This window comes from Candidatus Phyllobacterium onerii (genome assembly GCF_028331445.1).
Classification (GTDB): domain Bacteria; phylum Pseudomonadota; class Alphaproteobacteria; order Rhizobiales; family Rhizobiaceae; genus Phyllobacterium; species Phyllobacterium onerii.
On the sequence record NZ_JAQMHX010000013.1, the window covers coordinates 23,615 to 41,609 of the forward strand.

A 17,995-nucleotide genomic window follows, 5' to 3' on the forward strand; every position below is an offset into this window, starting at 1 on the left:
CATACCGCGGGTGTGTCGGCATCATGGAAATCGAGCTATTTTCTGACGCTCTGTCTTTGACAGAGAAGCGCCTGCGACGAAGTATGATAAGCTATCTGGTCGATGGCATAAAATCGATCGATCCTTCGTGGAAGCTCTGGCCAATGGAAAACAAGTTCGTCATTGTCATAGCTCATTCGACGTGCGGTTTTTCGGGGCGGCAGGCTAATAGTTTAATGAAAAGGAAGTCGCCTCCGCCGTTGTCGGATGCGGGATAGCTTCTCATCATCGGGCGGCGGCTTAACTCCACAGATCGCCGCTTCTAGGTCGGCGGCTTTCCTGGCAATTGCTTTCACATCTAGCATGCCGTCATTAAACAGCTTCATCACGATGCCAGCCAGACGGTCTGCATGCTCGTGGGTCGTTGGATCACGCTGCAGAATGGCCGACGCCATATGGTGCGCAGTTTGCATCGCGGCCAAACCGTCAGGATAAGCCAGGTCTTCATAAATCTTAACCATTGTTGCTCCTCATCATTGCATTTTTTTGACTATGTTTTTGAAAGCTCTTCCTCGATCTTCCTTCGACTACCAGCGTGTTTGACAATCAGTTCGAGAGCGTGATTTTTGCTGATGTCAAATTTGGTCATCAAGTAATCGATTTCATAGTCCTCGCGGGACGAAATTTTTGAGCGGTCGCGGTTATCCTGCTTGAGCTTGTTGTCGGCCATCTGTCGGTCTCCTGCTGCAAAATAAAACGCCAAACAGCGCCAGGCGGTTTTTGTTCCAAGCTCCGAAAGTATCGTCCGCTGATAGACAAGGAATCTGAACGAGGTCGCGTTGCCGAGCACAAAGTAGGCGCATTCGGGAAGTGGTCGGAGTGGACTAGCAGGCACGGCCACAACTGACTCGAACGGGACCGTTTGCGACGATGCTGCTACCTGGTGGCCCCAAGGACGGGCTATCGCTATGGGGGTGGAAGTTCTCTTCCGAAAAAACTGGAGCAAGCATTCAGGATCCGAGGCGGCGCAAACACGCCGAAGCCCTAAACGCGATCGAGAAATGTTGCCGCGCCTAGACATCTCAAGCGCCAACGAGTGTGTCTCATGTTGAGCTATAGCGGCATTCGGAACCAGGCTGCGCCAGCGGATGGCGTCGAACTGACACATCGCCAACAGCTTGAATTGCCGCACGAGCCGATTGCTGGGTCTTTCCAGAAAGCGGCGTCATCTCCGTCGTCGCAAGAGACATGGAAATTGCCTTGATCGGATATGAAGGCGTAACTGGCACGCCGTGTCTCCTTGGTGAGACCACAACGCCGTATTCTACCTATGTTCAAATACCAGGTTCAGGATCGCGCATCCCAGCCTCAGATCTTTGAGCTGCGCTTTAAAAAGCACGGAGATGAATAAAAAACTTCTGCTCTTTACCCAAAGTCTCAGTGTTCAGACCGCTTCGACGGCGCTTGCCAACGCGCAGGCCGACGCCCCAACACGACCTGCACGATCGCTGCTGATGATTCACGACCGCACTCGTGATGCGGATCTGCGCATTACCCGCAAGCTGTTGGCGGTCATGTTGGCACTACGAAGACCGTGGGTAACAGAAACGCTGAAAGGACTGCAGGCGCTAGGATACATCGTGTCGAAACCAGATCGTGACGGTTATCGACCGCAACGGATTGGTTTCTGTGGCGAGCGGCTTCTATGGAGTGGCCGAAGCCGAGTATAAGACGCTGATGGATTGACAGACTGTTGGGCAGGTTATTTGTCCAACTGTTCCGCCATTTGGAGATGATGGCCAAACCCGCGCACCAGCGCCACCACGGTCCCCGGTCGGGCGCGCCTGCAATCTCGTCCGTTGGTGCGAACAGACGCGGCCATTTCCTCCTACCGCGGAACTTGCGATTTTGGGCCGGCCGGTAGGTTATGCTTCAGCGATTGTCCTTCACTAAATCCAACTCGGCCGTCTCTCCATCTTTTTCAACACCGTTTCCGGAGATACACTTTCTTTCAATTCCTTTATCTCTTCATCCGCAAGCTCGGTTGAAATACCAAGGTGATCAGCGATAGCAGCTATCAGCGCTATCAGCTTCGTAGTTTCGTGCTCTGCCAGAAGCGAAATGTGGAGATTGAGTTCTGCCCTTTTTTCTGCGCGGACCGCCATTTTGTTCTGACTGATGAGTACAAATGTGGAAATAAAAATAGCTTCAACGGACGCAACCATCGCGAGAATAACGAGTGAAGGATCCCACGGCGGCATCAATTCAAGCCAGCCTTCATTGATCACCACCCACATGCCGAAAATGCCCAGATGGATGTACACGAAGGCCATACTACCCGCAAACCGTGTGATCGTATCCGAGATACGGTCTTGCAGCGTCAGGCCCCGATCCTCCTCCGCCCGACGCTTCAGCAGTTCATCAATATTTCGATCAATGACATTCGTTTCTCCACCTTCATGGGCGGAATTGCCGCTCGTGCTGCTCATACATTCCTCCAATGACGCACAAAACATGGATCAAGTGATTTCGTTCCAGAAATTTATTTTGCACCGGCCCAGCGACCATTCGACCTCCACAATGCGCGGTCCTAACGGCGCACACGATTGCCAACGGGGATCGCTCCTGCCCGAAAAGCCGAGAGGTTTATAATTGCCTGCTTCTGAGATGGTTCGCGATATGGTATTCGCGGGTAGCAGTTCGGACTGAGTGCAGGTGCCCATCGCTTCGAACCGCATGCTGCCCCATAAAACATTGCTGGAGGTGCACTTCCAATGAACACAAATGGCTTCAGATGCCGGCGAGATATGGATGCTTAACAAGTTTGTTATTCGCGTTCGGCTTCACCAAACCCGCATGGTCAAACTGACGAACCGTCGCTTTCAAAAAGTGGAAATATCACGATAGAAATCGAGACCAATTCGGCTATATGGGCCCCTCGGAGAATGCCGGCTAACTCAGAGCTGCTGCGCCTGAGTCAGGATTGATCGAGACGCGACATATTGGGCTCCTTAGAGGACGACATACCCCTTGATGCGGTCGCATACATCGAAAAGCATGGCCGGCCGCTCGCTGAAGTCGAGTGGCTGTCCATCAACGGAGTACCGTCCAGCAGCGGACATTGCCTTGACGCTGTGTAACGACAGTTCTTTAGTATTGCGGTCGTTGGACCTGATAACGGCATACCAGCGATCGAGAGACAGTCGTGCTCCCGCCATGGATGGAGGCGGCGCCATCATGTTCCACCATCTTTATGAGAAGCTCACCTATAGTGAAGAAGATTGGTGTATTATGCAGAAAGCTCACGACAAGGCATGGGAGCTTCTCGGCCAGCCCTCCGCAAATGCCGACCGTATGGCCAAAACTGTCATGAAGCTCTTTGACGCTGGCGAACGGGATTTCAAAAGGATTGCGGCTATGGCCGCCCATCGTGAACACCGGCTCCAAAAAAGAGCAGAAAAGGTCCTCTGGCTGACATAGCGTCGTCGAACTGTCTAAGGGGCCCTATCCATGTGCGGCTGCGGGCCTCGATATCCACAACGCCGCACAAGCGACGGCGGCTCCGGTATAGACGAGGCCGGATGAATCCACATCACCAGGCCAGCCAGTTGCTGATCTTCGAGCGGTTGAAGCCCCCATGCGGCTTCTCCCATACTTTGTAGCGGAAACAAGATTCGCGGTGAAAGAAAGAGGATGAGCCCGCGGAGGCTCGTATGTCCTGCGGTAGCGAACAAATGGCCGATGGATCATCCATAACCGCGCCTAGCGGCCGGTGCCGCAAGCAGCGACCACCAGAATAACAATGTTAGAGAAGAGAAAGCTCGCATGCTGCAGCCAGTGCATTGGTTCCCTGACCAGCGCCGCCCGCCTGACCCGACGACATTTCGCAGGCACAGGTGCGACCGCGCACCATTGCGGCTTAGCTGACTGGGCAGATCGAAGGGGGGCGCTCGACCGCATAATGACGTTGGCCCCGGGTCAGCAAATAGACCTCTCGCTCAGGATTCGACTTGATTACAAACCCTGCACTCCTCAGCATTGCCTCCACCGCCGCCTTGTTCGGGATGAACCAGTTGGTTGGATCGTCGGCGTAGCGATCTTCGATGAAGAAGAGTTTCGGATAGCCGCGAGCTTCAAATACGTCCCACTCCGAGAAATCATAGTTGCTCTGCAACTGCGGCTCTTGGGCGCTGCCGCGCTGCATGCATTGAAACAGCATGTGATCGCCGACCACATGTTCGTAAAGCAAGTCGAGCGCAAGCAACGGATGGCGCAGGTGGTACAGCACACCCATGAAAATCACGAGATCGAATCGTTGCTCAAGCTTAGCGACATCGTAGACCGACATCTGCCTGAACTCGATGTCGCAGCCCGTCTCCTCGGCCGCAAAGCGCGCCTGCCGCAGATAGTGGGGATCAGAATCGATCGCGACGATCCGGCCGGCATTCCGCCGCTTCATTTCCAGCGAATAGAACCCCGCATTGCAGCCAATATCCAGGACGCTTCGCCCTTCAAGATCGCTCGGTATGGCCTCTTCGAAAGCCGCCCACTTGAACGACGGATAGTCGCCGAGAAAATGGTCCGGTGCAGTCTCGACACCGCGAATCCGCAAGTTGTGAAACCAAGGGCCCAATTCTGCGATACGGCGCTTGAGGCTGATCTCATCTGCGCGTCGATCTGCCATCATCAAATCCCCTGTGAACTGCCCGCCGCCCGGGCAACTTTGGCGCTAGTTCCGGGGTTTTGGTGCCGGGCCTGTTCCAGAAGGGCATGTTGAAACCACGCGATCGTGCGGGACAGACCGTCATCGAGAGAAATTTTCGGTTCCCAACCCAAAAGTTCACGCGCTCTCGCAATATCTGGACGGCGACGCTGGGGATCATCGGCGGGCAGAGGCCCGTTCAGCACCCTCGAGCGTGTCGGCAGCATCGCACACACCATATCCGCCAGTTCTGCAATGGTAAATTCGCCCGGATTGCCGATGTTTACCGGTACGGCAGGGTTGGGCTGAACATTCATTAAACGGGTCAAACCGTCAACCAAATCGGAGACATAGCAGAAAGAACGGGTTTGCGCTCCGTTGCCATAAATGGTGAGCGGCTCATCGCGTAGCGCCTGAACGATGAGGTTCGAAACGATCCGCCCGTCATTGGGCTGCATGCGGGGGCCGTAGGTGTTGAAAATTCGCACGACGCGTGCGTCCACGTCGCCGGCACGCAAACTGTCAAAGCACAGCGCCTCTGCCGCTCGCTTTCCCTCATCGTAGCAAGCGCGAGGCCCCGTACAGTTCACATGCCCCCAATAATCCTCGTGTTGCGGGTGTTCCTCCGGGTCTCCATAGACTTCGCTGGTGGAGGCTTGTAGAAAGGAAGCGCCGTGCCGCGCTGCCAGCTGAAGCAGATTTGCGGTTCCGATAACATTTGTCATCATCGTGTGGATGGGATCGGCCTGATAGAGTGGCGGCGAGGCGGGGCAAGCAAGATTGTATATCTGGTCTACATGTTCAGCGAACACCAACGGATTGCAGATGTCATGCTCGATCATGTTGAAATCCGGATGATTTTGCAAAGGCGCGACGTTGGCAGGTGAACCCGTCAGATAGCTGTCGACGCAGATCACACGATTGCCGGCCGCCAGCAGTTCGTCACACAAGTGCGATCCTACAAATCCTGCTCCACCGGCTACCAGAGCGGTTCTTTGCCTGCGGGCGTTTGAGCTGTCCAGCATTAAACTTCCCTTCTAAACATTCACCTCGTAAAGCCGACGCGGAGTGCGAGCGGCGATCTCGCGCACTTCGATAAGAATGCGAGCAAATTCGGCTGCTCTCACTCTGCCAGTATGGTGAGCAAGCACCCGAGCATGAGCGTTCTGCGCCAGCGCACCGCGATGGTAATCGGGAAGCTCTGTCAGCGCTTGAACGATATCGTGAGCGTTGTAGGCAACAAGAGCCGCTTCGGCAGGAAGAAAATCCGCCAGACCTTCCCAAAAATCGCTGATGATCGCTGTCTTGCAGGCAGCAGCCTCAAACAATCTAACGCTTGGAGACCATCCCGCGGCAATCATGTCCGAGCGTGTAATGTTAAGTGTGAAGCGCTGTCTGCTATAGAACGACGCATGCTCGGAAGGGGCAAGATGCTCTATTCGCTCGACGTTTGGCGGCCAATCGATGTCATCGGGATATTGCGGACCGGCAACGACGAAACGCATCCTCGGCAGATGCCGCGCTGGTTCGATCAGCAGGCGTTGCAGCGTTGGCTGCCGATCGCTGCTGTAAGTGCCGAGGTAGCCGAGGTCCCACACTGTGTCCTCTCCAGTGGGGCAATACCGCTCAACATCCACGGAGCAGTAGAGCGCTACGGCGCGCCGGGCAGCGTATTCATCCTGTAGGCGCTGTAAAACCCTTCCTCCGGAAAAGGAGAAATAGACATCGAATAACGGAACTTGCCGCCGTGCCAGATACTCTTCGTTCCCTTGCTCGAGCCTGGCGAGCGTCACAGGCGTGTCGATGTCGTAAAAGCAAAGACCGCATAGGTTCAAATCCGCGATGGCGTCGAAGATCTTCACCCCATCAGGAACGAAGGAGCCTACGACTACGGCGTCTGCGTCCTTGATGATCGTCGCAAAGCGATCCAGAAGCTCTTCTAAACCTTGATAATAAAGAAGCCTGCAGAAATCTGGTTCGGCGAGATCGCGATGATTTGCATACCAAGGCACATCACGCTCCAGGAACACAACCTCGTGTCCTTCCGCATGCAGACCGCGCAGAAGAGACCGGTACGTCGTCGCATGGCCGTTACCCCAGGACGAGGAGAGCGACAAACCGAGTATGACTATTTTGAGAGGCCGGGTCATTCAGCAGCCTCCGTACGATGGAGTCGCGAGCGAAAGATCGCATCAGCTTCTGCAGCCCGTTGCTCGTAAGTGTGTTTATCCAGAACGCGTGCAAGAGCGCTTCTGCCAATCTCTTTCGCCCGTTCACGTGTGAGGCTTGCCAGAACATCGACAACATCCTTTCCATCCCGCACGACCAATATTTCTTTTTCAGGCTCGAAAAATAGATCAATTCCTTCCCAATGGTCAGTGATTATACAGGCCCCTGCGCCTGCCGCTTCGAAGACCCTCGTCGCCGGTGAAAAACCGTTCTCAGCCATGCTGGCACGTGAAATATTCAGGACCGCAGTCGGCGTGACGTTGAACGCGTTGTGGTCACGGGTCGGCACATGGCCGATATAATTGATATTGGGTGCCATTGGCTTGTCTTGCCAGCCCGATCCGCCAAACAGGAAGGTCTGTCCCTTGAGCCGCTCGGCAGGCTCCAGGAAGAATTGTTCTACGCGAGTTTCCCGGTCAGGCAGGCGGTTACCAAGAAATCCCAGGACGGCTTCAAAACGCCCGTCCCGCCCAACAGGGTAGTGCGTTTCGGGATCCAGCCCGTTATAGACAGGGATGCATTCGGCAGCGCCGAGTTCCCGGTACGCCTTGACCACCGGATTGCCACCCCCATAGGTCAACACAACATCGATGCGGCTCAGTGCCCGGCGCAAGGGAAGTGCGGGATTTGCGCGCAATTCGGCCAAGGTCGCAGGTGCGTCGACGTCCCAGAAAACCTTGAGAGCGGAAGAACTTGCCGCGGTCATCACCCGGTTCAACAGCAAATCGTCCTCGAAGCCGACGCCGCTTGCCTTGATGACTATATCGGCGCCAGCCGCTTCTGCGGCTACGCGTTTCAGCGCCTCCACCGTCCCTTGGTATACCACGACCTTGCACCACTCCGGGGGCTCCATGTCGCGGTTCTTCCGCCGGTCATAGATGTCGGGCTCGTAGAACGTAATCGTGTAGCCCTTGGCCGCTAGTGCTTTTAGCAATCCGCGGTAATAGGTAGCGGCCCCGTTCCAATACGCAGAAATCAGGCTGGACCCATAAAATGCGATCTTCATTCTGCTGCCTCCCTTGCCCGCGCCGTTCCGTTCAGCTCCAAAATAGACAGAAGTTCATCCACACGATGCCGGCACGTATGACGCGACCGGATGGTTTCGAGACCCGATGCGGCAAGCCCGGCAGCAAGCGCATCGTCATTGAGAATGTCGCTCAAGTGGCGCGTCATTTGCTGCCGATCGCGCGCGAACAGAAAGTCTTTCCCCGGACGAAAAAGTCCCTCCGCATCTTGCCATGGCGCCGAAACAAGCGGGATTCCACAGGCAAGTGCTTCGAACACGCGAATCGTCGGTATGCCCGGCAGGTCTTCGACATAGGGCCGGCGGGGTACATGCACTGTCATACGGTTCTCGGCAAACACACGCGGCACCTGAGCATTGGCTATCCAGCCACGGTACTCGATCCCTGCCCGGCGCAAGGCTTCGAGAGCGTTTTGGGGGTATCGTACCCCATGAACCGTCGTCTTTACGCCGAGGTCCTGCGCAGGCTTCACGAGCAAGCCGTCGATCTCCCTGCTGCGTTCTTCGTCGCCCCAATTGCCGATCCAAACAAGATCGCCGGACTTGCTGATTTCGGGCATCGGGTGAAACAGCGTGTCATCTGCGGCTTCGTGCCAAGTAAAGACGCTGCGGCCCCAGCCGGCGCTCAAATAGCGTTCCTTCAATGCCTCGCCAAAAACAAGAATGATGTCGAAGTCAGCTAGTGCCAGCCCTGCCATGTCTTTGTCCGCAGAGACTGCGCGATGATGGGTATCATGGAAAATCAGGGTAAACCCGGCGCCCTGCCTGCGGGCACGTCCAAGCCGGGCCACCAAGGCTGGATCGGTCCATTCATGGACAATGACGACATCGGCAGCATCAACCGCTGCTTCGTGATCGAAATCACCGTCGTAGCAGCGTGTAATCAGTTCCGGAAAAGTTTGTGCGAAGGCATCAAGTGGTTCAACGCCGTGCTCCGCTACAAGGTTATTCCGGCTCCAGCCGTCAGCCGGCTCCAGTGCCGAAGCGTCATGCCCCCGGATGGCGAGATCACGCATGACGCCGCGCAAGAAATGCGCGTTGCCGTGGTTCCAGTCCGAGACGAGCGAGTGGGTGTAAAAAAGGAATTTCATATCTGGCTCTCCCGTTGTGGGCTCACGACCCTCGGCATCAGCCGGTTATAGATCCCGGCCATGGCGCGGCCCTGCGCTATAGGAGAGAACACTGATGAACGTTCTTGGGCTAAACGAGCAAGATCGATCCGTGACTTCGCGTTGGACGCCAGGTGATTTATTGCATCGGCGAAAGTCTGGGGATCGTGAGGATCGGCAAAGAGTGCCGCGCCATCCCAAAGCTCGCGGTAGGTAGGAATATCCGCCAGAACAAGCGCCGCGCCTGCCCGGGCGGCTTCCAGTGGCACAAGGCCAAATGGTTCGTACACCGAGGGCGATACCACGATGGCCGCACGCGACATCAGCGTCATCGTCTCCCTATGTGTAAGCTGTCCGCGACGCTCGGCATTGTTGATCGCGCAGTATTGGCCATTGGGGCCGTGCACTGCGCCCGCCATCACAACCGGCAAGGATGCACGTGCGGCGGCGAGGTCAAGAACTGCGCCGTTCTTACCTTCATCCCACCAGCGCGCGGCCGCGAATGCGAAATTTTCCTTCGGCGTCGACGAGAGTGGAGCCTGGCTGGAATTATAAACGACCTGGAGATGTGGAATATGTCCATAGCTCACGCGCAGCGCTTTGGCGTGACTTTGGCTTGGTGAGACGACGATATCCGCGCGGTCAAAGCCATGACGATTGCGTTTCTCCTGCCAGGCCCAGTCGCCCGGAAGCTCGCCGTCTCGCACGGCCCTAAACCATGTTACAACACACGAATGAGCCATCACAACGACCGGAATATCAACACGGAGGCCGGCCGCCTGAGATGGCAGGTTCAGGTGAACCAGATCAATGCTGTTGCTGGCGACCAGATCCGCAAGCAGATCGGGAATTTCATCCAGCCTGTCCTCCTGGCTGGTCGTCCAGTCAAGTGGGGCATGTGTCCACACGACGATGCCCTGAGCGGATACCTCCCGCAGCTGTTGTTCGGATGGCTGAGGGCCGAAACCGGCAAAAACTGTCTCGATACCCAATTGACGAAGTTCGGTTGCCAGATCGAGCGCGTAGCGCCAGATTCCGCCGACTGCATCGAGACTCATGAGGACGCGCAATTGATTGCGCTTGGGCTTTGAAAACTGTTGTCTGACCCGGATCTGCTGGAGATCGCTATTGCCGAGTGAAAAAGTCATGCCCGCACTCTTTTGGGCTGCGAGAAATTTCCGTTGTCGTGCCGGTGGTGCAGCAGCCAATGCTGCAAGTCCTGTAGACCACTGCGCCATCTTACCCGCACATCCCATCCGACGGCCTTGTGAAGCGAGCGCGTGTCCGACACAAAGAACAGCTGGTCCCCTGCTCTCCAGTCGTCGTAAGCGATGTCGAGGCGCCGGCCGGTCAGCCACTCAATCTCTCGTAATACAATCTGGACGCTGACAGAGTTGAGGGGTCCACCACCAAGATTAAACGCTCGGCCCTTAACTTTATCGATTGCCTGCAACACGCATTTGTAAGCGGCAACCGCGTCATCAATGTGCAGAATATCGCGTACCTGTTTACCATCACCGTAAACAGAAATCGGCTCGCCTTGCAGCGCACGGATCATAAAGTGCGCGACCCACCCCTGATCTTCCGTTCCAAACTGGCGCGGTCCATAGATACAGCTCATGCGTAATACTGCGGTTCGCAGACCATACGATTTGCCGTAGTCGAGGACGTACTGATCGGCGACTCCTTTAGAGCATCCATACGGCGTGCAAAAATCCAGCTTGCGATCCTCGTTCACACCGTGTTTGCGTATCGTCTCATCTACCGGAACATAGCGATCGTCGAGAGCCATCATTTCCATGTCTTCGAGATCCCCGTATACCTTGTTGGTACTTGCGAAGATCACCGCAGCGTCGCGTCCAGCGCTTCGCACGGCCTCGAGTACATTGATCGTGCCGCGTGCATTGGTTTCGAAATCGTCTAGAGGGTAGTCAAGACTCGTCGTGACAGCCGTTTGAGCAGCGAAATGGAAGACTGCCTTGGCATCCTGAAATGCCGGTTCAATGCTACGAAGGTCGCGGACGTCAGCGAGCATGGGATGCACGCGCTCGCCGTGGCGGTCCTTGAGCCAGCGAAGATTCTGATCGACGCCTGCCCTGCTGAGATTGTCGAGAATGATGACGTCTTCACCTTCGCTCAGAAGGTCGTCGGCCACGTTGCATCCGATGAAGCCGCTGCCACCCACCACGACGATAGGCGCAGCCTCATGTGACAGTGACGGCGTTGCCAGTGCGGTAACATCCTCCAGTCGCTCCACGCCGCCTTCCATCAGAAGGCGAGCAAGCAGTTTCGGTGCATTGTGCGCGTCGACCGCACCGAGATGGTAGTGGCGGGGATCGAACCAGAGCCCTTCCTGAACCGGCACATCAGGCGGCACGTCTCGCCAGCTATACCAGTACATGCGTTCAGCAGGCACGGACAGCGCTCGCGTGAAGCGCCGGGCCTGCTCCATTTGGTCGTTGCGCCACGTAGAGTAGCCCGTCTCGGTGATCCAGATTTCCGCATCTTTGTTGTAGCGGTCTGTGATCGCCCGCATTTCGCCGAGATGCAGGTCCCAGCCCCCCCATGTGCTTGCTTCGCTGTCCCATGTTCCCGGAAAACCATGGAATCCAACCGCCGAAATCACACTGAGCACGCCACGCTCGCCCATAAGGTTAAGCCAGTAGGGATCGAAAGGGCATGGTCCGCCAAGGACGGGCTTCCAACCGCGATGTTTAGCCCAATAGGCTGCACCGCCAACCATCTCACAAAAGAGGTTGAAGTCACCGTCTTCGCGCCAATCCCAGTCGAGAAGATTGTTAGGCTCGTTCCAAAGTTCGACGTGGCGGAAATGTCGTCCATACCGGTCAAGAACGTGATCGACAAAATCCGCGTAGTTTTTCAGGACTCTTGGCGCGCCGGAAGATCGTCCGCTACGTGATAAGCTTGGGGGCGTGTAGTGGATGCATGGAAGCAAATCGAACTGCTGACCTAGTTTTGGGAGCAGCCAATCAAACCACGCCTGACCGCCAGGCGCCAAATATTCCGCCCACGACAGATGCGTTCGCAGGTAACTGGCTCCGGCCGCCATCAAGTCCGGCAAGATTTCCTCTGTGCGATCATACTCGCCTCGCCGAAACCATTCGACAAAGCCATATTGTTTCGTGTCGAGTGGCCTATCACGCATGTTCATGATACCAGCCCCCGTTTTTCGAGCTGACGCTTCATCTCTGCGCTCCGGTCAACTGCGCTTGTACTGCGAACCCATTTGGTGAATGGTCCAAGCGAACTTTCCAGCCTGTGTCGCGGCTCAAATCCGAGAAGTTCCCGCGCACGGGAGATGTCGGCAAAGCAGTTTCGGATATCGCCAGAACGGGCTTTGCCCAGTATCTCCGCTCCGATCTCGGGAATACCCATTGCATTCGCGAGCAGCGTGGCCACCTCCGCTATCGTGTACGAATTGCCGCTGCCGATATTGATGACATGTGAGGGAGCAGCCTGCTGCTCCAACGCCAAGCGGAAGGCGCGCGCCACATCGAATACGTGGACGAAATCGCGTCGTTGCCGACCATCCTCAAAAATTAATGGCGGCTGTGAATTCGCCAGTCGTGAAGCAAAATTGGCTAGCACACCAGTGTACGGATTCGACAGCGCCTGTCCGACACCGAACACGTTGAAGAGGCGAAGTGCGACGGCCTCCACTCCATAAGCCTCGCCGAAGATGATTACCTGGCGCTCTTGGGCGTATTTCGTCAGGGCATAAATTGAGGCAAGGTCCACCGGCTTGTCTTCATCTGTAGCAGCCGGGATCAACCTTCCCCCATCTGCCGCGGTCAAGTCCCACAGTCCTGCCCTGACCTGCTCCGCTGTGCGTCGAACGAAATCAACTCGATCCCCAGCGTCCGTGACGTAGCGACCCTCACCATAGACGCTCATCGAGGACGCTACCACGATCCTCTTGACCGGAAGACCTATCATCGACTCGAGCAAGACAGCAGTGCCCAGGTCGTTGGCTCCGACGTAGCGCTCTATTTCATACATGGACTGTCCGACGCCCACCTCGGCCGCCAGATGTATCACGCCGTCCACGTCTCGCAGCGCTTCTCGAACTGCCGTGCGGTCGCGAATATCGGCCCGGACGATTTCGACTTCCTCTGAAATCGCAGCTTCCGCATCGCCGTGGACCTGGTCGATGAAGCCGTCCAAAATTCGTATATTGTATCTGTTTTCAAGGAGTTCGGCCGTGACATGCCGGCCGATGAAACCGCAACCTCCAGTGACGAGAATCCTTGGCATATTGCACCTGACCTTGATTTCAAACCGGGATCTTGCTGTCACCAACTATCAGGAAAAAGGAAAGTTCCTTCATCATTGACATCTTTGATATCTATGTCTTCTATGACTTCTTCTTTGACATCATCCGCAGTGCGGGTCTTCCGACGAGCCGTTCCGGAACAAAACGAACGATCGCAAGTTGTTAGCAAACTGCATGACGTTCCATGAACCGACGGTCAGAGATGCTCTAACAAGCTTCACCATGACTTGGAGGATCAACCATGAATTTTGATGGGCATTCGCGAGTCCGAACTATGAAAGCCGCCGTCGTGACTGGCGCCGGACGGATACAAACTGATACATTGGCTCTCCCGACCCCCACGAAAAACCAGGTGAGAATCAAGCTGGAAGGTTGCGGTGTTTGTGCCTCCAATCTCGGCCCTTGGGCTGGGCCGGAATGGATGAGTTTTCCGACAGAGCCAGGTAGCCTGGGTCATGAGGGATGGGGCTTTATCGACGCCATAGGCGAGGAGGTACATGATCTCGATATCGGCGATCGAATCGCGGCGCTCTCGTATCACGCCTATGCGACCTATGATATCGCCGACCAACAAGCCGTTGTCCCGCTTCCGCCGGAACTGGCCGGGCATCCCTTTCCCGGAGAGCCTCTTGGATGTGCAATGAATATATTCCGGCGCAGCCAGATCGGGCCCGGTCAGACAGTTGCCATAGTCGGGATCGGCTTTCTCGGAGCGCTTCTCACTCAACTCGCCGTTGCTGCTGGCGCCCACGTGATCGCCATTTCCCGGCGTTGGTTTTCTTTGGATGTTGCGCTAAAGGCCGGAGCTTCCGCAGCGATCCCCATGCAGGATCATTGGCAAATCATCGACGAGGTGAAGGGACTTACGCAGGGTCGATTTTGTGATTGCGCCATTGAGGCAGTCGGAAAGCAATGGCCGCTCGACTTGGCCGCTGAACTGACAAAAGAGCGTGGTCGTTTGATTATTGCCGGCTATCACCAGGATAGTCCGCGGCAAGTCAACATGCAGCTTTGGAACTGGCGCGGCCTTGATGTGGTCAACGCTCATGAGCGCGAGCCTGCGGTTTACCTAAGCGGAATGCGAGACGCGGTCCAGGCGGTGTTGGATGGGCGCATGAATCCTTCCCCGCTATACACCCACTGGTTCCCGCTCGAAGAATTGGACACAGCGCTCGACATGACGCGCGATCGTCCTGACGGTTTCCTGAAAGCATTGGTGCGCTACCCATGAAGGGACCGACCATGGGCGCTGGTAAGCCTGCCCTTTATCTCGGCTTTTTGGGCGTTGGCCGGATCGGCCTCGATCGGATGGCCAGGATCCTCCAATCAGGAGTTGTGAATGCAACGGCAATTTCAGACCCCTCCCCAGAAATGATCAACGCGGCGATCAAGATCGCTCCGCAAGCCCAGGTCGTGGCCAGCTTCGATGACCTGCTGGACCGTGAAATTGACGGAATAATCATAGCGACACCGAGTGCGCTTCATGCCCAGCAGTCAACTAGGGCTCTCGAACGCGGTATCCCCGTATTTTGTCAGAAACCGCTAGGGCGTACGCAGGGTGAGGTTGCCGACGTTGTGGCGGCGGCGCAACGAAGCAATATTTTGCTCGGCGTCGATCTCTCCTATCGCTACACGGCGGCAATGCAGCAAATTAGGGATATTATTCGTTCGGGCGAGCTGGAGCATGTATTTGCCGCCGATCTCATATTCCACAATGCGTATGGACCCGATAAACCTTGGTTCTACGACAAGTCCTTGTCCGGCGGCGGGTGTGTCATGGATCTCGGGGTTCACCTCGTTGATCTGGCGCTTTGGGCGCTGGATTTTCCGGCAGTAACCAGAGTCGAATCCACCCTCTTCAGTCAAGGCCGACCGATCCAGGATCCCGCTCAGGTCGAAGACTTTGCAGTGGCGACGATCGAACTTGCCGGTGGAACGATCCTTCGCCTGACGTGCTCGTGGAGGTTGAGTGCGGGTTGCGATGCTATCATCGGTGCGAGTTTCTATGGAACTGGCGGCGGCGCCGAGTTTCGCAACGTCGAAGGGTCTTTTTTTGACTTTAGGGCAGAACGCTATTGGGGAACCAAACGGGAATTGATTGTCTCGCCCCCTGACGCATGGCCGGGCAGAGCTGCGGTATCCTGGGCGCAGCGACTTTCCTGCGGTGAAAGGTTCGATCCGGCCTGCGCGAATCTTATCACGGTAGCCACCGTCCTCGACGCCATTTATTCGCGCTGAACGGATCTGTCGGCATCAACCCATTTCTTTTACGAGTTTGGTTTCCTGCTCAAGTGTCGCCACAATCTCTTCCTTCGACATGTGTGTTGCCATCAGATTGATTGCGCATTCCAAAAAGGTGATAGACGATCGCCTGAGGAAATCGTCGACCTGATTTGCCGATATCTGCGAAAGCTGATTCAAGGCTTCCTGCGATGTTTTGCGAGTCATGTTTTTCCTCCCCTCGAAACAATTGATTGTCTAACCAGTGTCGAATACCTTTGTTCCAGTCTCTTGGCTGAATCACGTCGCAATTTTAAAGTGATGAATTCGTTTGGGGCCTACAACCCCGTACTCCCACTACCCGCGAGGATAGATAGGGTAGTGACGTTGCGCAATTTCCGCCAGCAGCTTGCCAGTGATTGCGTCACGTCGCAGGCGTGAATCGGATCGTCCGTTTTCCTTCAAATGTCTAGTGTCTCCGTAATCCACGCGCCGCATTGTCAGCATTGCGGCGATAAACTCGTGGCCGTAGATCGGGATCCCGCTATAATATCATCCAGCATACAGAGCCAGCTTGCGTGTTTCTGCATTGGCCTTTCTGGTGACCAGCTCAGTCTACGCAAATCGGCAAGTACCTCATGCGAAAATTAAGTTCAAACAAACGGATAGCATTAGTTATAGCTTGATCTGCCATTGGGTATGCTCCGGTTTGGTCAGGCCAGACACAGAGATATGTTCCTGACAATATGGTTCATAGCCGATGACTGCGAAACTTTCGCTATTGCAGCATATGATCTTGATCCAATCGCCCGATCCGCCGGAGCGATAGGTGCTGTTCCTGTCCTCCGCGATAATGCCTTCAAGGCGTGCATAGGGCTTATTAGGTGATGAGCACCGACAGGACGTGGCTCTCACTTGCTGGCATCAGTAGGGCGCTATGAGCGCGAGGGGTAACATTAGGAGCGGGTCCAGTTCTAGGGTCGAAGGCGGTGTGACGATCAGGGTAGCCGAGAATAGAGAGAAGCTGTTGCTTACCTCTATTGACCCTGCTCTTGATAGTGCCTTCGCGGCACTCGCAAATATCAGCCGCTTCCTCATTGGAAACTCCGGAAACACAAACGAGCATTAGCGCTTGGCGAAACTCCGGCCGCAGCAGGTGCAAGACATTCTACAATTCCTTTGCACGCACACACCATTCCTGGGCGGCAGGATGCATGACGACATCTTCCTCGAGGCCAACTGGTTCCCATTTTCTCCTCGCATAAGAAGTATTGAAGGCATTGCGCATGATGGTAAACATCCACGACTTGAGACTCGTGCCTGGTATAAAAGTACCGATGCTGCTCAAAGCCCTTAGGAGCGTGTCCTGAACGAGCTCATCTGCATCGTCAGGATGGCGATGAAAGCTTCGGGCGAAGGCTCGCATCATCGGGATCAACTCCACGATTTCTGTTTTTAGCTCCGACCGTACCCTATCAATTAGCATGATACCTTCCTTTCGCGCCATAAATGCCGGTGCTGAAGTCAGGTTCCATTCCGATTGAATACTGTTCTCCAGCGGACCTTTCGAAGCGTACGGGTCGGGGACGGGAACAATTTCTCGTCGAACTTGTTGAGCGGCGACAGGGTTGATCCTGCCGAGCATTCGCCAATAGTGAGGACGACGTCATGAATAAATTTGCTCTGACCGCTGCTGCTCTGATTTTTGCCGCGCCCGCTTGGGGGCAATCAGCAACCGAAAAGACCGGCGTGAATTCGGTGTTGGGGGTCGCGCCAACAACCGGAGATTTTGTCTTGCAGGCCGCGCAAAGCGACATGTTTGAAATAGAGTCCAGCAAACTGGCGGCCGAGCGCGCCGATGCCCCAACCAAGGCCTTCGCCCAGCAGATGGTTACTGATCATGAAAAAACATCGGAAGAATTGAAGCAGCTGTTGCAGAGTGGTGAGGTGAATGCCACCGCCCCTACATCCATGGCAGAGGCGCAGCAAAAAATGCTCGAAAAGTTGAATGGGCTACAGGGGGCTGAATTCACAGACCAGTATCATTCCGACCAGGTGTCGGCGCACAAGGATGCGGTTGATCTGTTCCAACGGTATGGTGACGAGGGCGAAAATGCTGTTCTGAAGGCTTGGGCTGCCAAGACACGACCAGCGCTGCAACATCACCTGCACATGGCCGAGGAACTGGATAAGTAAAGAATTTCGAACGTCCATTGCTGATGACAATCCCCGGATGCCCGGAACACGCCCTTTTGGCCACCATCTTGCTTGGCTCTATCGAACCCGATTTTACAGGACCGAAACATCGCCAGTGCCGTATAAATAGTAATGCTGGCGTATGCGTTTCGCGGGTCCCTCACCCCGATCGATGCCTTTATCGAGAGGTCCCGATTTCCCAATAGTATTAAGAATGCCCAACCTCCTGCTTGAGGCCGCTT

The 17,995-nt window shown here is 55.5% G+C and carries 22 protein-coding genes and 1 pseudogene; 5 read left to right on the forward strand and 18 right to left on the reverse strand.

Annotation, left to right across the window (positions count from 1 at the left end; genetic code table 11):
* Positions 1–212 precede the first annotated feature (212 nt).
* The 3 genes from PHA01_RS23245 to PHA01_RS23255 all read right to left on the reverse strand — a co-directional run bounded on the left by PHA01_RS23245 (position 213) and on the right by PHA01_RS23255 (position 1,268).
* Entirely contained in the window at positions 213–500 is a 288-nt protein-coding gene (locus PHA01_RS23245; RefSeq protein WP_271898686.1) for a hypothetical protein, read from the reverse strand.
* Positions 501–529: 29 nt separating this feature from the next.
* Complete coding sequence (locus tag PHA01_RS23250; protein WP_271898687.1) at positions 530–709, reverse strand: DUF3606 domain-containing protein; 180 nt, start codon at positions 707–709, stop codon at positions 530–532.
* A 373-nt stretch (positions 710–1,082) separates the two neighbouring features.
* Positions 1,083–1,268, reverse strand: coding sequence for a hypothetical protein (locus PHA01_RS23255; RefSeq protein WP_271898688.1), 186 nt, complete (start codon positions 1,266–1,268; stop codon positions 1,083–1,085).
* Between the two features lie 114 nt (positions 1,269–1,382).
* On the opposite strand from PHA01_RS23255, the gene PHA01_RS23260 reads away from it, so the two are divergent.
* Positions 1,383–1,709: a helix-turn-helix domain-containing protein gene (locus PHA01_RS23260; RefSeq protein WP_271898689.1), complete on the forward strand. Its 327-nt coding sequence runs from the start codon at positions 1,383–1,385 to the stop codon at positions 1,707–1,709.
* A 219-nt stretch (positions 1,710–1,928) separates the two neighbouring features.
* Here PHA01_RS23260 and PHA01_RS23265 read toward each other — a convergent pair whose 3' ends face one another.
* The gene (locus tag PHA01_RS23265) at positions 1,929–2,468 is read right to left on the reverse strand and encodes a DUF1003 domain-containing protein (RefSeq protein ID WP_271898690.1); all 540 of its coding nucleotides are present in this window, start codon (positions 2,466–2,468) and stop codon (positions 1,929–1,931) included.
* A gap of 522 nt (positions 2,469–2,990) precedes the next feature.
* Positions 2,991–3,218 carry a hypothetical protein gene (locus PHA01_RS23270; protein WP_271898691.1) on the reverse strand — a complete coding sequence of 76 codons (228 nt, stop codon included), beginning with the start codon at positions 3,216–3,218 and terminating at the stop codon, positions 2,991–2,993.
* Here PHA01_RS23270 and PHA01_RS23275 point away from each other — a divergent pair.
* Entirely contained in the window at positions 3,217–3,459 is a 243-nt protein-coding gene (locus PHA01_RS23275) for a hypothetical protein (protein WP_271898692.1), read from the forward strand. The genes PHA01_RS23270 and PHA01_RS23275 overlap by 2 nt on opposite strands.
* Positions 3,460–3,473: 14 nt before the next feature.
* Here the strand turns inward: PHA01_RS23275 and PHA01_RS29485 are convergent, their stop codons facing one another.
* From PHA01_RS29485 to PHA01_RS23315, 9 genes are all read right to left on the reverse strand, one after another.
* The gene (locus tag PHA01_RS29485) at positions 3,474–3,713 is read right to left on the reverse strand and encodes a cytochrome c oxidase assembly protein (protein ID WP_417021020.1); all 240 of its coding nucleotides are present in this window, start codon (positions 3,711–3,713) and stop codon (positions 3,474–3,476) included.
* 185 nt (positions 3,714–3,898) lie between these two features.
* Complete coding sequence (locus PHA01_RS23280) at positions 3,899–4,663, reverse strand: TIGR04290 family methyltransferase (RefSeq protein WP_417021024.1); 765 nt, start codon at positions 4,661–4,663, stop codon at positions 3,899–3,901.
* A 2-nt stretch (positions 4,664–4,665) separates the two neighbouring features.
* On the reverse strand, positions 4,666–5,706 hold the full coding sequence (locus PHA01_RS23285) for a UDP-glucuronic acid decarboxylase family protein (RefSeq protein WP_271898694.1): 1,041 nt from the start codon (positions 5,704–5,706) through the stop codon (positions 4,666–4,668).
* A 12-nt stretch (positions 5,707–5,718) separates the two neighbouring features.
* On the reverse strand, positions 5,719–6,831 hold the full coding sequence (locus tag PHA01_RS23290) for a CgeB family protein (RefSeq protein WP_271898695.1): 1,113 nt from the start codon (positions 6,829–6,831) through the stop codon (positions 5,719–5,721).
* The gene (locus tag PHA01_RS23295) at positions 6,828–7,916 is read right to left on the reverse strand and encodes a CgeB family protein (RefSeq protein ID WP_271898696.1); all 1,089 of its coding nucleotides are present in this window, start codon (positions 7,914–7,916) and stop codon (positions 6,828–6,830) included. Before PHA01_RS23295 ends, PHA01_RS23290 begins: the two co-directional genes overlap by 4 nt.
* Positions 7,913–9,025: a CgeB family protein gene (locus PHA01_RS23300; protein ID WP_271898697.1), complete on the reverse strand. Its 1,113-nt coding sequence runs from the start codon at positions 9,023–9,025 to the stop codon at positions 7,913–7,915. The genes PHA01_RS23295 and PHA01_RS23300 overlap by 4 nt, the downstream gene beginning before the upstream one ends.
* Positions 9,022–10,101 carry a glycosyltransferase gene (locus tag PHA01_RS23305; RefSeq protein WP_271898775.1) on the reverse strand — a complete coding sequence of 360 codons (1,080 nt, stop codon included), beginning with the start codon at positions 10,099–10,101 and terminating at the stop codon, positions 9,022–9,024. Before PHA01_RS23305 ends, PHA01_RS23300 begins: the two co-directional genes overlap by 4 nt.
* Before the next feature lie 86 nt (positions 10,102–10,187).
* Positions 10,188–12,215 carry an NAD-dependent epimerase/dehydratase family protein gene (locus tag PHA01_RS23310; protein WP_271898698.1) on the reverse strand — a complete coding sequence of 676 codons (2,028 nt, stop codon included), beginning with the start codon at positions 12,213–12,215 and terminating at the stop codon, positions 10,188–10,190.
* A complete protein-coding gene (locus tag PHA01_RS23315) occupies positions 12,212–13,318 on the reverse strand; it encodes an NAD-dependent epimerase/dehydratase family protein (protein ID WP_271898699.1) in 1,107 nt (368 codons plus the stop codon). The genes PHA01_RS23310 and PHA01_RS23315 overlap by 4 nt, the downstream gene beginning before the upstream one ends.
* Before the next feature lie 260 nt (positions 13,319–13,578).
* On the opposite strand from PHA01_RS23315, the gene PHA01_RS23320 reads away from it, so the two are divergent.
* The gene (locus PHA01_RS23320; protein WP_271898700.1) at positions 13,579–14,568 is read left to right on the forward strand and encodes an MDR/zinc-dependent alcohol dehydrogenase-like family protein; all 990 of its coding nucleotides are present in this window, start codon (positions 13,579–13,581) and stop codon (positions 14,566–14,568) included.
* Positions 14,565–15,575 (forward strand): Gfo/Idh/MocA family protein, encoded by a 1,011-nt coding sequence (locus tag PHA01_RS23325; RefSeq protein WP_271898701.1) that lies wholly within the window; start codon positions 14,565–14,567, stop codon positions 15,573–15,575. Before PHA01_RS23320 ends, PHA01_RS23325 begins: the two co-directional genes overlap by 4 nt.
* A gap of 15 nt (positions 15,576–15,590) precedes the next feature.
* Here the strand turns inward: PHA01_RS23325 and PHA01_RS23330 are convergent, their stop codons facing one another.
* The 4 genes and pseudogenes from PHA01_RS23330 to PHA01_RS29600 form a co-directional block, all read right to left on the reverse strand.
* The gene (locus PHA01_RS23330) at positions 15,591–15,785 is read right to left on the reverse strand and encodes a hypothetical protein (RefSeq protein ID WP_271898702.1); all 195 of its coding nucleotides are present in this window, start codon (positions 15,783–15,785) and stop codon (positions 15,591–15,593) included.
* A 522-nt stretch (positions 15,786–16,307) separates the two neighbouring features.
* Positions 16,308–16,421, reverse strand: a pseudogene (locus tag PHA01_RS23335) (non-homologous end-joining DNA ligase); the annotation flags it as partial.
* 16 nt (positions 16,422–16,437) lie between these two features.
* Entirely contained in the window at positions 16,438–16,719 is a 282-nt protein-coding gene (locus tag PHA01_RS29595; protein ID WP_334312052.1) for a sigma factor-like helix-turn-helix DNA-binding protein, read from the reverse strand.
* A gap of 6 nt (positions 16,720–16,725) precedes the next feature.
* Positions 16,726–17,202: a sigma factor gene (locus PHA01_RS29600; protein ID WP_334312053.1), complete on the reverse strand. Its 477-nt coding sequence runs from the start codon at positions 17,200–17,202 to the stop codon at positions 16,726–16,728.
* A gap of 23 nt (positions 17,203–17,225) precedes the next feature.
* On the opposite strand from PHA01_RS29600, the gene PHA01_RS23345 reads away from it, so the two are divergent.
* Positions 17,226–17,753 carry a DUF4142 domain-containing protein gene (locus PHA01_RS23345; RefSeq protein WP_271898703.1) on the forward strand — a complete coding sequence of 176 codons (528 nt, stop codon included), beginning with the start codon at positions 17,226–17,228 and terminating at the stop codon, positions 17,751–17,753.
* The last annotated feature ends 242 nt before the right edge of the window (positions 17,754–17,995 follow it).

Excerpts from the sequence above, each read along its gene's own strand:
- PHA01_RS23245 (WP_271898686.1), bottom strand. The coding sequence starts at position 500 with ATGGTTAAGATTTATGAAGACCTGGCTTATCCTGACGGTTTGGCCGCG.
- PHA01_RS23250 (WP_271898687.1), bottom strand. The coding sequence starts at position 709 with ATGGCCGACAACAAGCTCAAGCAGGATAACCGCGACCGCTCAAAAATT.
- PHA01_RS23260 (WP_271898689.1), top strand. The coding sequence starts at position 1,383 with ATGAATAAAAAACTTCTGCTCTTTACCCAAAGTCTCAGTGTTCAGACC.
- PHA01_RS23265 (WP_271898690.1), bottom strand. The coding sequence starts at position 2,468 with ATGAGCAGCACGAGCGGCAATTCCGCCCATGAAGGTGGAGAAACGAAT.
- PHA01_RS23275 (WP_271898692.1), top strand. The coding sequence starts at position 3,217 with ATGTTCCACCATCTTTATGAGAAGCTCACCTATAGTGAAGAAGATTGG.
- PHA01_RS23270 (WP_271898691.1), bottom strand. The coding sequence starts at position 3,218 with ATGATGGCGCCGCCTCCATCCATGGCGGGAGCACGACTGTCTCTCGAT.
- PHA01_RS23280 (WP_417021024.1), bottom strand. The coding sequence starts at position 4,663 with ATGGCAGATCGACGCGCAGATGAGATCAGCCTCAAGCGCCGTATCGCA.
- PHA01_RS23285 (WP_271898694.1), bottom strand. The coding sequence starts at position 5,706 with ATGCTGGACAGCTCAAACGCCCGCAGGCAAAGAACCGCTCTGGTAGCC.
- PHA01_RS23290 (WP_271898695.1), bottom strand. The coding sequence starts at position 6,831 with ATGACCCGGCCTCTCAAAATAGTCATACTCGGTTTGTCGCTCTCCTCG.
- PHA01_RS23295 (WP_271898696.1), bottom strand. The coding sequence starts at position 7,916 with ATGAAGATCGCATTTTATGGGTCCAGCCTGATTTCTGCGTATTGGAAC.
- PHA01_RS23300 (WP_271898697.1), bottom strand. The coding sequence starts at position 9,025 with ATGAAATTCCTTTTTTACACCCACTCGCTCGTCTCGGACTGGAACCAC.
- PHA01_RS23305 (WP_271898775.1), bottom strand. The coding sequence starts at position 10,101 with ATGAGTCTCGATGCAGTCGGCGGAATCTGGCGCTACGCGCTCGATCTG.
- PHA01_RS23310 (WP_271898698.1), bottom strand. The coding sequence starts at position 12,215 with ATGAACATGCGTGATAGGCCACTCGACACGAAACAATATGGCTTTGTC.
- PHA01_RS23315 (WP_271898699.1), bottom strand. The coding sequence starts at position 13,318 with ATGCCAAGGATTCTCGTCACTGGAGGTTGCGGTTTCATCGGCCGGCAT.
- PHA01_RS23320 (WP_271898700.1), top strand. The coding sequence starts at position 13,579 with ATGAATTTTGATGGGCATTCGCGAGTCCGAACTATGAAAGCCGCCGTC.
- PHA01_RS23325 (WP_271898701.1), top strand. The coding sequence starts at position 14,565 with ATGAAGGGACCGACCATGGGCGCTGGTAAGCCTGCCCTTTATCTCGGC.
- PHA01_RS23330 (WP_271898702.1), bottom strand. The coding sequence starts at position 15,785 with ATGACTCGCAAAACATCGCAGGAAGCCTTGAATCAGCTTTCGCAGATA.
- PHA01_RS29600 (WP_334312053.1), bottom strand. The coding sequence starts at position 17,202 with ATGCTCGGCAGGATCAACCCTGTCGCCGCTCAACAAGTTCGACGAGAA.
- PHA01_RS23345 (WP_271898703.1), top strand. The coding sequence starts at position 17,226 with ATGAATAAATTTGCTCTGACCGCTGCTGCTCTGATTTTTGCCGCGCCC.